General features: G+C 42.9%; 18 protein-coding genes and 1 pseudogene. 9 read left to right on the top strand and 10 right to left on the bottom strand.

What is annotated here, in order from left to right; all coding sequences use genetic code 11:
- Positions 1–14 precede the first annotated feature (14 nt).
- The 3 genes and pseudogenes from ICN17_RS05760 to ICN17_RS10370 all read right to left on the bottom strand — a co-directional run.
- On the bottom strand, positions 15–350 hold the full coding sequence (locus tag ICN17_RS05760) for a hypothetical protein (protein WP_129560406.1): 336 nt from the start codon (positions 348–350) through the stop codon (positions 15–17).
- A gap of 148 nt (positions 351–498) precedes the next feature.
- Positions 499–1,008 carry a universal stress protein gene (locus ICN17_RS10375; protein ID WP_255538333.1) on the bottom strand — a complete coding sequence of 170 codons (510 nt, stop codon included), beginning with the start codon at positions 1,006–1,008 and terminating at the stop codon, positions 499–501.
- A gap of 105 nt (positions 1,009–1,113) precedes the next feature.
- Positions 1,114–1,779: pseudogene (locus tag ICN17_RS10370) on the bottom strand (TerC family protein); the annotation flags it as partial.
- Positions 1,780–1,904: 125 nt separating this feature from the next.
- On the opposite strand from ICN17_RS10370, the gene ICN17_RS05750 reads away from it, so the two are divergent.
- From ICN17_RS05750 to ICN17_RS05740, 3 genes are read left to right on the top strand one after another with little or no spacing between them, the layout of a single operon-like run.
- A complete protein-coding gene (locus ICN17_RS05750) occupies positions 1,905–2,783 on the top strand; it encodes a LysR family transcriptional regulator (protein ID WP_216236520.1) in 879 nt (292 codons plus the stop codon).
- 27 nt (positions 2,784–2,810) lie between these two features.
- Positions 2,811–3,779, top strand: coding sequence for a sodium-dependent bicarbonate transport family permease (locus ICN17_RS05745; RefSeq protein WP_216236519.1), 969 nt, complete (start codon positions 2,811–2,813; stop codon positions 3,777–3,779).
- A 12-nt stretch (positions 3,780–3,791) separates the two neighbouring features.
- Positions 3,792–4,634 (top strand): DUF6671 family protein, encoded by an 843-nt coding sequence (locus ICN17_RS05740; RefSeq protein WP_216236518.1) that lies wholly within the window; start codon positions 3,792–3,794, stop codon positions 4,632–4,634.
- 29 nt (positions 4,635–4,663) lie between these two features.
- On the opposite strand, the gene ICN17_RS05735 is transcribed toward ICN17_RS05740, so the two are convergent.
- Positions 4,664–5,923 carry a hypothetical protein gene (locus ICN17_RS05735; RefSeq protein ID WP_216236517.1) on the bottom strand — a complete coding sequence of 420 codons (1,260 nt, stop codon included), beginning with the start codon at positions 5,921–5,923 and terminating at the stop codon, positions 4,664–4,666.
- A gap of 182 nt (positions 5,924–6,105) precedes the next feature.
- Between ICN17_RS05735 and ICN17_RS05730 the strand changes: the two genes are divergently transcribed.
- Complete coding sequence (locus ICN17_RS05730; RefSeq protein WP_216236516.1) at positions 6,106–6,303, top strand: hypothetical protein; 198 nt, start codon at positions 6,106–6,108, stop codon at positions 6,301–6,303.
- A 305-nt stretch (positions 6,304–6,608) separates the two neighbouring features.
- A complete protein-coding gene (locus ICN17_RS05725; RefSeq protein ID WP_216236515.1) occupies positions 6,609–7,229 on the top strand; it encodes a cysteine dioxygenase in 621 nt (206 codons plus the stop codon).
- Here the strand turns inward: ICN17_RS05725 and ICN17_RS05720 are convergent.
- The 5 genes from ICN17_RS05720 to gabD all read right to left on the bottom strand — a co-directional run bounded on the left by ICN17_RS05720 (position 7,226) and on the right by gabD (position 11,799).
- A complete protein-coding gene (locus ICN17_RS05720) occupies positions 7,226–7,378 on the bottom strand; it encodes a DUF2256 domain-containing protein (protein WP_087909220.1) in 153 nt (50 codons plus the stop codon). The two genes, ICN17_RS05725 and ICN17_RS05720, sit on opposite strands and share 4 nt — an antisense overlap.
- A gap of 8 nt (positions 7,379–7,386) precedes the next feature.
- Positions 7,387–8,922 carry a cryptochrome/photolyase family protein gene (locus tag ICN17_RS05715; RefSeq protein WP_216236514.1) on the bottom strand — a complete coding sequence of 512 codons (1,536 nt, stop codon included), beginning with the start codon at positions 8,920–8,922 and terminating at the stop codon, positions 7,387–7,389.
- Positions 8,919–9,188 (bottom strand): TIGR03643 family protein, encoded by a 270-nt coding sequence (locus tag ICN17_RS05710; RefSeq protein ID WP_216236513.1) that lies wholly within the window; start codon positions 9,186–9,188, stop codon positions 8,919–8,921. The genes ICN17_RS05715 and ICN17_RS05710 overlap by 4 nt, the downstream gene beginning before the upstream one ends.
- Before the next feature lie 417 nt (positions 9,189–9,605).
- Complete coding sequence (locus ICN17_RS05705) at positions 9,606–10,301, bottom strand: nitroreductase (protein WP_216236512.1); 696 nt, start codon at positions 10,299–10,301, stop codon at positions 9,606–9,608.
- 40 nt (positions 10,302–10,341) lie between these two features.
- Positions 10,342–11,799, bottom strand: coding sequence for an NADP-dependent succinate-semialdehyde dehydrogenase (gene gabD / locus ICN17_RS05700; RefSeq protein WP_216236511.1), 1,458 nt, complete (start codon positions 11,797–11,799; stop codon positions 10,342–10,344).
- A 192-nt stretch (positions 11,800–11,991) separates the two neighbouring features.
- On the opposite strand from gabD, the gene ICN17_RS05695 reads away from it, so the two are divergent.
- On the top strand, positions 11,992–12,786 hold the full coding sequence (locus tag ICN17_RS05695; RefSeq protein WP_216236510.1) for a DUF4239 domain-containing protein: 795 nt from the start codon (positions 11,992–11,994) through the stop codon (positions 12,784–12,786).
- 18 nt (positions 12,787–12,804) lie between these two features.
- On the top strand, positions 12,805–13,689 hold the full coding sequence (locus ICN17_RS05690) for a CoA ester lyase (RefSeq protein ID WP_216236509.1): 885 nt from the start codon (positions 12,805–12,807) through the stop codon (positions 13,687–13,689).
- Here ICN17_RS05690 and ICN17_RS05685 read toward each other — a convergent pair.
- The gene (locus tag ICN17_RS05685; RefSeq protein ID WP_216236508.1) at positions 13,661–14,467 is read right to left on the bottom strand and encodes a hypothetical protein; all 807 of its coding nucleotides are present in this window, start codon (positions 14,465–14,467) and stop codon (positions 13,661–13,663) included. The two genes, ICN17_RS05690 and ICN17_RS05685, sit on opposite strands and share 29 nt — an antisense overlap.
- 348 nt (positions 14,468–14,815) lie before the next feature.
- On the opposite strand from ICN17_RS05685, the gene ICN17_RS05680 reads away from it, so the two are divergent.
- Both ICN17_RS05680 and ICN17_RS05675 read left to right on the top strand, forming a co-directional pair.
- Complete coding sequence (locus tag ICN17_RS05680; protein ID WP_216236507.1) at positions 14,816–15,031, top strand: hypothetical protein; 216 nt, start codon at positions 14,816–14,818, stop codon at positions 15,029–15,031.
- A gap of 176 nt (positions 15,032–15,207) precedes the next feature.
- Positions 15,208–15,879 carry an alpha/beta hydrolase gene (locus ICN17_RS05675; RefSeq protein WP_216236506.1) on the top strand — a complete coding sequence of 224 codons (672 nt, stop codon included), beginning with the start codon at positions 15,208–15,210 and terminating at the stop codon, positions 15,877–15,879.
- The last annotated feature ends 2 nt before the right edge of the window (positions 15,880–15,881 follow it).

Here is a 15,881-nt window from a genome sequence, read left to right as displayed (position 1 = left end):
AATAGGATGCTTGATCAAGCATAGACATATTGAGATATTCGTCCATATTTTTGGGTCTTATTCAATGCCCTCTGAATGTGCTTGTAGACTTTTTTCAAGCCCATCTCTGGGGTAGCACGGCGATCTCTGGCAGTAATGCTGACCTCAATCAAGCGATGATCAAAGGTTTGCAGCTCGATGCGGCAATTTTGGTTACAACTGGATTTTGCGTTGGTCACCAAAGAGTATTTCACTTTGATTTTTCGGACCAACCAAACCAGGCGCTTAAGAGAAAACTTCGCGCGATTCTCAGTAAAGGTTTTAAGTTCTGCTTCAATGCCGTCTTTACTGTCTAGTATGACATCCATCATTAATCTCCTGAGTTGATTGAGCTCTTAATATAAAGAACGCTTTATTCTTAATAAAGCAGAGTTTTATTGATATTTATTCTGTTTTAAACGAATATATAAACAAAAAAACGCCCTCGCGAGGAGGGCAAAAGAGAGAACAGCGGGAAAACTATTCGATCACAGCAGCCATGATTGCGGTTGCGGCACCTGCGCCAATTGCTGGGATACCCCAACGCTCTAGGGTAGGAATAGATTTGCCAGTGACCACTTCAACTGGGATGTCACTGATTTCCAACAATTTAGCCGTAGCAGAATTTTCAAACAATCTGCTGAGTGAGTTTTTCTTAGATGAGCCGATAACAATTCGACTGCAACCTAGTCGCACCGCCTCATCACGCAAGGCCTCGCCCTTGTCACCGGTAACGTAAGTAAAAGAGAAACCTACTCCAGCCCTTTCAAGATACTCTGCAGCAGACTGTGCAGCTAACTTTGCACGCTCTTCTTGCCACTCAGAAATCGTTTGTTTACTCAAAAACTTACCAATGTGGCGGTAAATTCTGGGCTGTACATTGCAAATATGAAACTCAGTTTTGGAATCCTTGCCATATGCACTGACTGCATGTTTCAGGGCCAATAAGGTGTTGCTTGAATCATCAACTGGAATGAGAACTTTATTCATCACTTCATCTCCTAAGATATGGGACTGCTTTTGGGACTGCTTTTCGAACAGCACTTCAGGTACAACACTAACAACTTCAGCTGGCGCAATAATCTCTTCAAGCGAGCGCCGACTGTTAATAAATCCACCAAACAACACACCTAGAATGACTAGTGCTTGTATTGCATAGTCGAATGCTGGATTTTGGAACAAGGGTAATTCGCGAACCATCGGCTCGGAAGTCATCATCTTTGCAGCTGTCCAAGCCAAAACGCCAGCACCTATATAAGTGACCGATGGGTAGCGCTCTACCAGCTTCAGAATTTGAGTGGAACCCCAAATCACAATAGGAATACTGATTAAAAGTCCTAATACGACTAGGAGATAACTTCCATGGGAAGCACCTGCTACAGCTAAGACATTATCCAAACCCATCACAGCATCAGCAATCACGATGGTTTTCATTGCACCCCAAAAACTGGTTGATGCATGATCATTCCCACCATCATCATCTTGGGCAGGATTAAGTAATTTATAAGCGATCCATACTAGCAATAGACCGCCAATGAGCATTAATCCTGGGATCTTTAAAAGATAAACAACCACCAGCGTCATTGCACTTCTTACTGCAATAGCGCCTACCGCACCCCAGATAATGGCCTTCTTCTGTAGGTGTGCCGGCAGATTTCTGGCAGCCATCGCAATCACAATTGCGTTGTCACCAGCTAAAACTAAATCAATCACAATGATTGCAAGTAGTGCCGAAAAAAAATCAGGGCTAAATAGTTCCAATTTAATAACCTCATTTCAAAAAAGGAGCACATGAATGCCATGGCTCTCGATGGGGTTAATTTAGGCATATTTGCACTAAGCTAAAAGCAGATATATATTGACAATAATTTCGGAAAAACCTGACTATGACAAATTCCTATAATTACCGACACCTCTACTACTTCTGGGTAGTAGCTAAAGAAGGCAGCATGTCCAAAGCAGCAGAGCGTCTGGATATGGCTATTCAAACGATTAGCGCTCAAGTGCACGAGCTAGAAAAATCACTGGGATATTTACTCTTTAAACCCGCTGGACGCGGTATTGCTCTCACAGAATCTGGCTTTGCCGCCCTAGAAATTGCTGATCAGATTTTTTCTATCGGAGAAAAACTACCAGAGGCGGTACGAGATGCTGCTAAATCTCCAAAAACAAAAATCAGCATTGGCGTATCAGATGGCTTACCAAAACTAATCACTAGACAGCTACTGGAACCGATCCTAAAAAATAAGGATGTTCAGCTCATTGCTCATGAGGGTGATTTTGAAAGTTTGTTAGCAGATCTTGCTTTGCATCGTCTGGATATTATCTTAGCAGACCGCCCTGCACCGCACAATAAAAACCTGAATGTTTACAGCGAAGAGCTTACGAGAACTTCAATGGCTTGGTTCAGCCCAAAACAATTTGTGAAAAATTCTAAAAGAAATTTTCCTGAATGCCTTAGAGAGTTGCCAGTGCTTCTTCCAACAGCACACTCTACAGTTCGCTTCTTGATTGACCAATGGTTTAGCAAGCATGGCATTACCCCTAATATCGTTGGCGAGTTTGAGGATAGCGCCCTACTCAAAACCTTTGCAGCCAGTGGTCTCGGAGTTTTTCCAGCAGGCAAAATGGTTGAGAAAGATCTCAAGGAGACCTATGGGATGGAGTTCCTAGGGGACTGTGAGGAGATTTATGAATACTTCTATGCCATCAGGTCTGAGAAGAAAATTCAGCATCCACTCGTGCAGGCAATTATTAAGCAATAGCCTGTGATTGCCGTGTAAAGCAAATCTATGACTAACTTTCTTGATCCCGCCATTCTATTTTTTATCTTTGGCGTATTTGCTGGAAGCGTTAAATCCAATCTCGAGATACCCCCACAAATCTCTCGATTCTTATCGCTTTACTTATTAATGGCTCTAGGTTTAAAAGGCGGCTTTGCTCTACATAAGTCGGGCTTTACTAGTGAGATTGCCTTTTCATTAGGTCTAGCCATTTTTCTAGCGATCATTATTCCAATCATTGGATATCTTTTGCTGAGAAGAACCTTAAGTGTATTTGATGCTGCAGCAATTGCTGCTACTTATGGATCAGTTAGTGCCGTTACGTTTATTACTGCCACCCAGTATTTGGATCAATTTAATATTGATTATGGTGGTCATATGGCTGCTGCTATGGCGCTCATGGAGTCGCCAGCAATCATTCTGGCAATTGTGTTAGCCAATAAAGCACGTGCATCCCAGTCAAATGACCCAACGGTAAAACAAGAAGCCTCCAGTATTTCCAAAATACTGCATGAATCCTTTACCGATGGCGCGCAGCTACTTCTTCTGGGCTCGATGGTGGTAGCTCTAGTCAGTGGTGATGCTGGTCAAAAACTCATGGCGCCTTTTTCAATTGATTTATTTAAAGGCATGCTGGCATTTTTCTTACTAGATATGGGTTTGATGGCAGCGAGAAACATCAAAGGCTTAAGAGGTAAACCTCCTATCACTCTCCTCTATGCTATCGGGTCACCCCTCTCCCATGCATTACTCGCTTTAGTACTTTGTAAATTGATTGGACTGCCATTAGGCAATACTATTTTGCTCATGGTGCTTGCCTCAAGTGCATCTTATATTGCAGTACCTGCAGTATTACGTCATGCCCTGCCAGAGGTGAACCCAGGGCTCTATATGGGAATGTCTCTAGGGATTACCTTTCCGTTCAATATCATTCTTGGCATTCCGCTGTACACCATGATTGCCAAACTATTTTTGTAAAGCAATAGTTTGATGAGCATCTTTCGCAATCGATCGGCTAGCTTATTAACTAAGCATGGTAAGGAAGCAGTCATTTCTTCTGTATTGGATGCAGAACTTGGGTGCCAGATAAAGCAAACTGATGCTTATGACACAGATTTATTGGGTACCTTCACACAAGAAATCCCCAGATATGGATCGCAACTAGATGCAGCTCGTAAAAAAGCGCAGCTTGGCATGGAACTGCTCAATCTCGACTTAGGAATTGCGAACGAAGGCGCCTTTGTGAATGACCCCTACGCAGGTATCCTGTCTTGGAATAATGAATTAGTAGTATTAATTGATCAGAAAAATGATTTAGAGCTCACTGGCTTTTCTGGGGCGCCCGCTCAAAGTGATAGTGGCTACTTTAGTCATTGGGAAGAGTTATCGCAGTTTGCTGATTCAGCTCTTTTCCCACCACATTATTTAGTGATCAAGCCTACCGATGAGTACCACCCACAATCTAGAAAAGGCATTAAAGACCTAGCTGAATTGAAGGATTCATTTAAGTGGGCAAAAGCACTTTCATCCAAAGGCATTGTCTATGTTGAAAATGATCTTCGTGCTTTTGCAAACCCAACTCGCATGGAAAACATTCGCAAGGCCACCATGGATCTCGCTCAGAAGATGAAGTCCTTGTGCCCTAAATGTCAAACACCAGGATTTTGGGTCAAAGATATTCAGCGTGGGCTACCCTGTAATGCCTGCGGACTGCCTACCGATCAAGAGGTTGCCAAAATTTGGGGGTGCCTCAAGTGTGATCATCAAGATACCGAAGGCATGAAAGTTCTACGCTTTGCAGACCCCTCAAAATGCAAACATTGCAATCCATAATAGTGAACTTTTGACTAGTTAGCTGAAAGCTACTTTAGCAATACCGATGGTGAAGCCGGAATACTTCCCGGAACCTTTTGTAGCGACATCAATTGCGCTAACAGTTTGATTGTTAGAGGTGAATAACCATTGTTCTCACTGGGAATGCTATAAGTATCCCCATCAAGCCCTTCGATTACCGCAAAAGGTTTTGGTTTTGGCTTATCTTTGTCCACAACTAATAAAGCATATTGATTTAATTTACCGCGATTGCTATTAAAGGTGTCTGCCGTAGGAGGCAAGGTAATTAGATAAGGCTTTTCAGCTAGTTGAGCTCTAACCACTTTCCCTAAATATTCAAAAACATTATTCGTAGATCGAATACGAACAATCAGTGTAGGTTGCGCTTTTTTAGCAGCACTTGTTTTTGCCAAGTCTTCTTGATTGTTGTTTTCGCAGTAAAAGGTTTGGCCATACTTTTTTGTTGGCAGGTAATTTGCAAACTGATCTGAATTAATGCAAAGCTTATACATGCTAGAGACCTGAATCGGCTGATAGAGTGGGTTTTTAGGGCTGCCGACCGATTTGAGTGTGATATTTGAATCTTTAAACATCGTAAAAGCAGTTTCTCCAAACCTTGGGGTAACTTTTTCCATGGTAATTGGAGGGCCCAGCTTCTCTGATGTATCAATTAGCTCCGCAGTAAAGCCATTATTGATGAGCCTATAAAGAGATTGCTGAAACTGTGGGTGCTCTGGTCTTAGTGGATTATTGACTAATACTGTAGTTTTGCCATTTGCCTCAAAGATTTCAATCTCATCAACCACCAAACTCAAGAGCACTTCTTTTGGAATGTGATTGTGAGAGAAATATTTTACAGTCTCCTTTGGTAGCTCACTGAGATAGTTCTTCCAGAACACCGCATTATCCAAAGAGGATTGGGTGAAATTAAACGTATTATTCAACGTCAGTGAAGTACTTGGTGTTGCATATGAAAGCCCGCCTTGAATTACTTGATAGCTAGCGTTGTAGGGTATTGCTCCGCCAGTAAACAAAGCGCTCACAGAAGGTGTTACGCCAATTGATCCAGAACCATTGATTGTTGGCATATCCAAAAAGCTTACTGGTCTATTCTCTGAGGCGCGCAATATATTTTGGAAAATCATATTGATCTGGTATTGCTCAAGAGAGTTGGCATATTTAGCAGACATCTGCCCAAAGTCTGGAGTCAGCGGAGAGGTGCAGCCGCCTAAAAAAAGACTGGCAATACCCAGAGAGATGTATTTACGAATTCTTAATGGTGCTTGCATATCAATAGTATTTCGTTAATTTATGAGAAATAAATCGCAGTAGTTCATTTATACCAAAGATATTTGAGAACGAACCCCTACTTTCGGAGGATATTTGATATTACGTTGCCACTGTTAGTATTAAAACCATATTACTCCGATTCATATTGCGAATGATCCAAACTAGATACTTAATTCACTTTATGAAACAGAAAATGGGATTTGATCTTCCAGGAATCTTGACCCTGATTTCCTTAGGTGGATGTGCCTCTGGGGACCCTGTCTATGTTGTACCCGCTGGGCCAGACTTTCCGCCCCCACCAGCACCTTTCTTTGCACCACCTGGCGAACCAGGTTTTGGACCACCTCCTGGCCTTGGAGTCCCGCCGCCGGGTCCTTAATTATTAATCCTCTTCGACTGGCTAATCGCTCGAAACTCTTCTGAGTTTTTAATTTTGCTTGGTTAGATGGTCGACTTTGATGAAGATACATACCAGCAGCAAGAGCAAGCAATGAGAAAGCTATAACTCCCAACCGAATCCTAAAAGCAAGAAGGCACAAAGAAGTTTGATTTTTTTATTCAGGATGAGATAAATAGCCTCAATATTTAGTTAAATGCTAATAAGAAAAACTTGCTTTATGGTGAGTATCATAACTAAGATGTGAAGTAGCTTACTACCCTGAAATATCAAATTAGAGTGAAGTTATGAGCAATCAACTAGACACCATCGCACCCCTGCGAGAATTCGTGATCGACATGACCAATTTAGTTTCTCATGAGTCTACGGAACCCAATCTCATTGCAAAGTGTTCTGAGTTACTTAAAACACTGATAAAGTCAGATGACTGGCTTCCAGAATTTTGCACTATTCCACACCCGGAGTTTTATCAACAGTATTTGCTGCATGCAGATCCATTAGGAAGATTTTCTGTAGTGAGCTTTGTATGGGGTCCCGGTCAAAAGACGCCAATACATGATCACTGCATCTGGGGACTCATTGGCATGCTCAGGGGAATGGAAAAGGGGCAGCGCTATCAGCAATTGCCCTCAGGTGAATTAGTTACCGATGGTCCTCAAACTGTTTTACGTCAGGGTGAAATTGAAGCCGTTGGTCCGACTATTGGCGATATTCATGTGGTGAGCAATGCCATTCCAGACAAAACCTCTATCAGCATTCATGTATACGGAGCCAATATTGGCGCTGTGAAACGTCATACCTATGACTCCCTAACCGGCCAACCCAAGCAATTTGTTTCCGGATACTCCTCCAAACAAGTGCCCAATCTTTGGGATCGCTCAGCCGAAGTAAGAGCAAGCCTGAATTAATCTGGCTTTTTGCGCCTACAGGCATCCGAACAATATTTCACGGATTCCCAGTTCTTAGCCCAAGATTTCCTCCAAGTCATCTCTTTCTTGCAAACGATGCAGGGCTTACTTGGTAAGAAGCTTTTATTTCCCTTGAAACTGGTTTTCATCATCGCGCCTAGATTACATCCAAATTACTGAGAATCTTTTTGGCATGAATAGTGATTGATTGTTGATCTTCATCGCTAATTCTTTTTAAGTTAGCAGTCATTAGCCTAGTCCGTGGACTTGCTTCAAATTGATTCCGATGTTTGATTAAGAAATTCCAATACAGGGTAGTAACTGGACAAGCATTTTCCCCAAAACGCACATCAGGCTTGTATTTACAATCATTGCAGTAATTACTCATACGCTTAATGTAAGCGCCGCTCGCAATATACGGCTTACTGGTAAATCTTCCCCCATTAGCAAATAGCGCCATCCCTGCAGTATTCGGAAGCTCAACCCATTCAATGGCATCCACATAAATTGCTAGATACCAATCACACACCTCTGATGGAAGCACTTCTGCCAATAATGCAAAGTTTCCAGTAACCATTAAGCGTTGTATATGGTGTGCGTAACCGTATTGCAGTGTTTGTCCAATGGCATCTTTCATGCAAGCCATCTCAGTCTTACCGTTCCAATACCAGCTTGGTAGCTTGTTTGTATGCTTGTAATGGTTATCCTGCGCCATCTGTGGCATATCCAAGTAATACATGCCACGCACAAACTCTCTCCAGCCCAGTATTTGACGTATGAAGCCCTCTACCGTAGAGAGGTCTAAAGAATACTTTTTCCAAGCGATCAGTACTGCGTCCACCACTTCCCTGGGGTTGAGTAATTTTAGATTCATGGAGCTAGAAAGGATGGAGTGCCAACCAAAGGGGGTATCGGTCCACATCGCATCTTGGTAAACGCCAAAGTTTCTGAGGCGATACTCAACAAAATAATCTAGCGCCTCTAGAGCTTGTTTTCTAGTTACAGGCCAGTCAAATGCATCCAAGGATCCCGGGTGATCTTTGTAGGTCTTGCCAACAAAATCAAGCACCTCTTTGGTAATCGCATCGTGCGCAAAAGAAAGCGGCTTATCAATCAGGCCAGGACCTTTCTTTGGGTATGGCTTGCGATTATCCTGGTCGAAATTCCATTGGCCGCCCTCAGGGTTGCCATCAGCGTCCACCAAAATGTGATGGGTCTTACGCATGAGCCGATAAAAATATTCTAGCCTGAGCTCTTTTTTATTGGCTACCCACTGAGTAAATTCTTGATGAGTGCAGTAAAAATGATTGTCTTCACGCATATCCAAATCAATGCTCAGCTCTTGGGTTAGCTTCTCAATAGCAACTTTGAGTCGATATTCTCCAGGCTCTACACAAACCAGTTGTTGAGTACCTTGCTGTTGTATGTACTCCTTTAAGGTATCGGCAATCGATAGGCTTGATTCTTTGATATAGACGAGGGGATACTTAAGGTCCTTGAGAGCTTTAGCAAAATGCCGCATAGCAGATAAAAATAGAGTTATTTTGGCTTTATGAGACCAAACATATTGAGCCTCATCGACCGACTCAATCATGATGACTTCATCGGTCTCGAAATTAAAATTCTGGAGCGCTGCACTCTGGAGATCTAATTGATCTCCCAGAATCAATATCAGCCTCTTTGGTTTACTCATTTGTGTTTATATTGAGTTGGGCAATGTGCACGATTAACCAATTTACTCCTCAAGGCTACATGCTTAGTTGTCCTGCCGGTGACACGCTTGCGCCATAAATTAAAGGAACTGCGCTTTAATTGACTGCGCATTAACTCAATGACTGCAGATTCAGATAGGCCAAACTGGCTCTCAATGGCATCAAATGGCGTGCGATCCTCCCAGGCCATTTCGATTAAGCGAGATAGATCAGCATCTGTCAGATTATTTTTGGAAAATTTTGTCACCCTGCAAGTTTAAGACTTATTTACTAAACTGGCTGGAACCCTTCACCTTTAAAAGTACCAACATTAGACCCTATGCTTGGCAAAGTTCGTAAAAAGCTAATCTCTCTTGAGCCCCGGCCTATCAATAAGGCGGAGAAACTCGTATGTCCAATTTGCGAGAGACTTATTCCGGAATCCCAAAAAGACGCCCATCACCTGGTACCAAAATCTAAAGGGGGTAAGACCACAGAATATCTGCATCGTATCTGCCATAAACAAATACATGCTCTATTTACTGAATCTGAATTAGCTCAGCAGTTTAATACTGCCGAAATTTTGAAGAGCCACCCAGAGATGGATAAGTTTATTACTTGGGTAAAGTCAAAACCGGATAACTTTTACGAAAGAACTCGCAAGAGCGCTCGTATCAAGAATTAATTACCTAAGCCAAGTAGTAAATTCTTCGGCAGCAACTCGAGGCGTATGGAAGGTATTCACAATATCGGTCTTATCAGCATAGCCAAGTGCCATACCGCATACCAACATCTCATTCTCTTTTGCACCGATGAACGGTAAGATGATTTTGGAGTAATAATTCCAAGCGGCTTGCGGGCAAGTATCTAAGTCCTCACCCCTAGCCGCCACCATAAAGCTCTGCAAGAACATGCCATAGTCAAGCATGGAGCCTCTGCCCAACTCTTTATCAATGGTAAAGAAGATACAAACGGGTGCACCAAAGGCCTCAAAGTTCTTACGGTGCTGTGCATGCATCTTATCTTTATCGCCCTTGGTAATTCCAAGAAGACCGTATAAGCTCCAGCCATTTTGACGACGTCTGTCGATATAGGGACTAAACCATTTAGTGGGGTAATAGTCGTAGCCAGCTTGATATTCTTTTTCTAGTTCAGGGTTAGCAGCGATACTGTCATATGCTGCACATACCTTTGCACATAAATCTACAAGAGCATTGCCCTCTAATACATAAGCCTTCCAAGGCTGAGTATTAGTGCCCGATGGCGCTCTAGCAGAAATATTTAGAAGCTTAGTGATGACCTCTTTTGAAACACTCTCTTTAGTGAAAGCTCTGACAGACTTGCGTGAGGTAATAGCATCTTCAACTGTCGACGACTTCATCTCTTCATTCTTCTATTTATTTTTCTTGATTACTTATTTTCTATGCCACTGCTTTAATGCCACCCATACAAAGATACTTCATCTCTAAGTAGTCTTCGATACCATGCCGGGACCCCTCGCGACCAAGACCGCTTTCTTTGGCGCCGCCAAACGGTGCTACCTCATTACTGATGAGACCCTCATTAATGCCAACCATGCCGTATTCCAGTGCTTCAGCTACACGCCAAATTCGACCGATATTCTGACTATAGAAATATGCCGCCAAACCAAATGGAGTGTCATTCGCCATTTCTATAGCTTCAGCCTCGCTAGAGAACTTAAAAATTGGAGCCAATGGCCCAAAGGTTTCCTCTCTGAAGGCCAACATATCTCTAGTAGCGCCTGAGACCACGGTAGGCTCATAGAAAGAACCTCCTAAGGCATGACGTTTGCCGCCAAGAACCACTTTTCCGCCTTTTGTAACAGCATCGTTGACCTGCTCTTCCACTTTCACAAGTGCACGTTCGTCAATCAATGGCCCAATCACAGTCCCCGTATCAACGCCATTACCAACCTTAAGGGCGCTCACTGCTTTAGCGAATTTTTCAACAAAGACATCGTAGATTGAGTCTTGCACCATGATGCGATTCGCGCAAACACAAGTTTGTCCTGCATTTCTATATTTAGAAATAATGGTGCCCGCCACTGCTAAATCAATATCGGCATCATCAAAAACAATGAAGGGCGCATTACCACCCAACTCCATCGAAACTTTCTTTACGGTCGTTGCACATTGCGCTAGTAAGAGCTTGCCAATTTCAGTTGATCCAGTAAAGCTAAGTTTTTTGACAATCGGATTTGATGAAAGCTCGCCGCCAATAGCAGTTGCGGAACCTGTTACACAAGAAAATACCCCCGGAGGAATGCCCGCCTCTTCAGCCAATTGGCATAGCGCTAGTGCGCTAAATGGTGTTTGGCTAGCAGGCTTCAAAACAATCGTACAACCGGCCGCCAAGGCAGGTCCGACTTTACGGGTAATCATGGCAGACGGAAAGTTCCACGGTGTAATCGCAGCACAAACACCAATAGCCTGCTTAATCACAATCAATCTTTTATCGCTTGCATGGCCAGGAATAGTTTCGCCATAAAGACGCTTTGCTTCTTCACCAAACCATTCAATAAAGGAAGCGCCGTATGCGATCTCACCCTTACTCTCAGCCAAAGGCTTTCCTTGCTCTGCAGTCATCAACTGAGCAAGGGCATCTTGGTTCTTCATGATGAGATCAAACCAGTTACGCAAGATTCGCGCACGCTCTTTAGCAGTTTTAGAGCGCCATGCAGGTAAAGCCTTATTTGCAGCCTCAATTGCTCTGCGAGTTTCGGTAGCCCCCATATTAGGAACGGTGCCAATGAGCTCGCCTGTTGCAGGATTGGTAACGTCAATAGTAGATTTATTATCAGAATCTACCCATTGGCCATTAATGTAGGCTTTTTCAAATTGGAAAGCGAATTTACTCATATCTTATGGACTCAGTGATCAGTTATTTATTGGGCTCTTCATTTAGAAGGAATGAGTAATCTTAACCCTTTCTGATAACCTCTTCAGAGACAATTGAAACCTTTTCTTTTTCCATTGAAATAGTTTAGGCTATAGCCTTCACTCCGCAGTATTGGAGCCTCCTATTTTTACTCTTATTGATACGGCGCCACCATGGATTTTCCTTTATTAAGACATGTCCTCGAGTTCTCTGACGTTGGCCTAAGAATTACGCTTATTACCGTAGTCCTAGGGCTCTCCTTCTCCGTATTCTGGGTTTTTCAGAAATTATTTCCAAGTTATCTTTTTGGGGAAGATTCAGAGTATGCCGGCTATATTTATAACGCCATGGGGGTTATCTTTAGCCTTGTATTTGCCTTTGTGACCGTATTGGTTTGGCAGAACTATACCAATGTGAGTGATGCTGTTGCTAAGGAGGCAAGCACTCTAAACAATATGTACCGATTATTTTCTGCGTTTCCACCCGAAGTGGATCGCAAAGGAAAAGAGGCTCTGAAAAGTTATACCAATATGGTCATCAATGAAGAATGGCCACTGCTTAGCAAGGACCAATTTAGTCTTGATACCTATAAAGAATTATTAAAAATTGAAGATATTGTGATCCACATCCAACCTCAAAATGTTGGACAATCAAATGCACATCAGCAACTAATGAAATTGGCTTTAGAGGCAACTGAATTGCGGAGAAGTAGAATATACAACGCCCACTTCGCCCTTGCCCAACCTGCCTGGATGGGATTAATTAGTAGTTCCATGGTCTTTTTATTTTTCTCGTGCTTATTTAAGATGAACTCAGGCAAGACTCATACCATGTTGATCTTTTTTTTAGGATTAACTGTTGTTGGTGTCATCTATTTCTTGGTGCTGTTTATTCATCCCTTCTTAGGTCCGATGGCAATTAGCTCCGACCCATTCGTCAATCTGCTCAAGCTATCTTGGGCATATTAAAACGAGTAGGCTGTAAATATGATCAATACCAATCGTCCAAGGCGCTCTGTTCTATACATGCCTGGCGCAAATACAAGGGCCCTAGAAAAAGCCAAAAGCCTGCCTGCTGATTCTTTAATATTAGACTTAGAGGACGCAGTTGCCCCAGATGCGAAAGTAACTGCACGAGCAAATATACTTGCAGCATTAGAGTCAGGATTCGGCTATCGCGAGGCGGTAGTCAGAATTAATAACCTTAATACTCCTTGGGGACTCGATGACTTAAAGACTTTTGCCAATAGCAAAGCAGATTCCATCTTATTACCCAAGGTAGAGTCTGCTGCACAAGTACAAGAAGTGGCCTCTCTACTTCAGCAAATGAATGCCCCTACGAACATGACCATCTGGGCCATGATTGAAACTCCGCTTGCCATCTTTAGGCTACAGGAAATAGCGAGCTCACACCCGCTTCTAGAGGCCTTAGTCTTAGGAACCTCAGATCTCGTAAAAGATTTGCATGCCCGCCATACGCCCAATCGGATCGAGAACCAAGCCGCACTATCCCTTTCAGTACTCGCTGCTAGAGCTTATGGTCTTTGTGTATTAGATGGGGTTCACCTCTCCTTAGATGATGAAGCCGGCCTAAGGCAGTCCTGTATTCAGGGAAGAGATATGGGGTTTGATGGCAAGACCCTAATTCATCCAAATCAAATTGCTTTAGCCAATGAAATCTTTGGCCCCTCAGATCTTGAAATTACTGAAGCACAAGAAAAAATTGCTGCTTATGAGGTAGCAATTAAGTTGGGTGCAGGAATTGCAGTACTCAATGGCAAGCTCATTGAGGAACTACATATTCAGGATGCTAAAAGAATCTTGGCCCTAGGAAGGGCTATAGCTAACGCACTGAATCAACCGACTCCTTGAGCATCAAGAACTCTCGATTAATTTCCTCATAGGGCATCAAGATATTCGGAACCTCTAAAGAGAGAATGACGTAGAGCGAGAAACCCACCAAAATAATGTAAAGGCTAGCTAAGAGCCAGTCACTCTCATTCTTTACTGCCATCGTGTACCCAATTAAGAAGGCGCCAACACATAAAAGTGCATACAAAAATCTCATCAATAAACTTGGTGGGTGAGACTTAGTATTAATCAGTCCTTCTGCAAATACTGTAGATAGACTTCTAACTTGAGGTAGGAGTATTTCATTGGCAAGCGCTCGGCTACTAGCTGGAGCATTAGAAATGGCCTGAGTAGCCTGCTCATAAACCTTTCTGATGGCTGCTGACATTTTTCCTGCGCCCCGATCAATATCTAGTCGACTGTTAGCATCTCTATAGACGGTTAAGCGTAAGTTTAGCAAGTCATTTAAGGATTTTTTAAGTTCGATTTGATCGCTGGGGGCAAGATACTTGAGTGAACTATATACATCCCCCAAGATTTGAGCTTGGGCACGGATTGAATCTACTCTCATAGAGTATCGATTGGCAGCCGACGAGAAAGTAAAACCAAGCACTAAAGCGGATAGGCCAAAAATCGCTGCGGCTAGCGAGTCGCGAACTGCAACCCCGCTACCTCCATGTAGCTTTAAACGGTAACGGCCAAAATACCAACCGATAGTCGCAAATATAAAAATAGACCCGGCAAAGAAATAAGGGACGTAAGCAATTACACTGAGGTTAGACTCGAAGAGTGAATTCATAGGTTTTTACAGTTTATATAAGGATATTCTATGCTTTTGGCTAGATAAAAGTTTTACGACTCAATTCTCGGTTGTCATCTATAAAATCGCCAGATTCAATACGTTCTAGATTATTGACATCTAACAGATAGATATATCCAAGCAGGGATCACTTGTTCAAATAGTGACAATTTAGTGACTTGCACTACTTTGGCGCAAACGGCAGATCATATTTACACCGATACCAGAATAAAGCTTTGCCAAAAGGCTTTATTGGCATTCATTTTTAAAACCCAAAAATGGTGCATCGGCTTGTCTAGACTGTGCAAACCAAGAAATGCTGCTAATTTCTATAGCCTAAGATACGGCATGCGTATCAAAATTACAAAAAGCCTTGTACTGGAGCAAATGCAGGAGATAAAAACTATTCCAGAGGCCCTCTTTCTGGAAGGCGAGTATCTTGCTAATTTAACCCCCGAGGGCAAGATCGAAGTTATTAATACCAGCAAAATAAAGGTGCTATTTTCTTTTTCTCAATTCAGAGAAAAATTAATGCTTGGTGAATTCGTGGTCGTGGAAAGCTAAACTAGTTCAACGATCTAAATCTAGGTTCCCCCATCAAACTCCAATGGGAGAACAGCTGATTTAATAATCGACTCATCATTTGATTCAGCTTTATTGTTGGGGTTGGCTACCCCAAAGCTTTTTGAGGTACTCTATTGATCTTCAAGATTAAGAACCTCATACCTACCGGATACCTTATGGCATTACTACCTTGCATCGAGCTAGAAACCATTCCAAACCCGACAGCAGCTGTTATTTGGCTGCATGGCCTTGGCGCTGACGGCAACGACTTTGTGCCGATCATTCCAGAGCTCAATTTAACCGGCTGTCCTGGTATTCGATTTATATTCCCAAGTGCGCCAAGTATGCCCGTCACCGTGAATGGTGGTTATGTCATGCCAGCTTGGTATGACATTGTTGGGCGGAACCTGATGGATCAAGAAGATGCTGCTGGTATTCAGAAATCGGCTGCATCGATTGTTCAATTAATTGAGCATGAAGCCAGTCGAGGTATTACTTATGAAAATATTGTCTTAGCTGGTTTCTCACAAGGTTGCGCAATGGTCTTGCAAACTGGCTTGCGCTTTCCACATAAGCTAGCTGGCATTATCGCGCTCTCAGGTTATCTACCGCTGGCAGTTACCCTCCCTATTGAAAAGCATTCAGCAAACCAAAACACGCCAATCTTTATGGCTCATGGTGAATATGATCCGGTTGTTGCGCTTGACCGCGCTCAAGCCTCTCATGCGCTGCTTGAAAAGATGGGGTATTCGGTGGATTGGAATGAATATCCAATGGAGCATTCGGTTAACCGTGAAGAGCTGGCAGATATCTCACGCTTCTTGCAGCAGGTTCTTGGCTCTAAATAAGT

Origin of the sequence: Polynucleobacter sp. 73C-SIWE, assembly GCF_018882465.1 — a bacterium.
GTDB lineage: Bacteria > Pseudomonadota > Gammaproteobacteria > Burkholderiales > Burkholderiaceae > Polynucleobacter.
The sequence above is the reverse complement of the archived record's forward strand: the minus strand, read 5'-3'. Positions and strand labels throughout refer to the sequence as shown.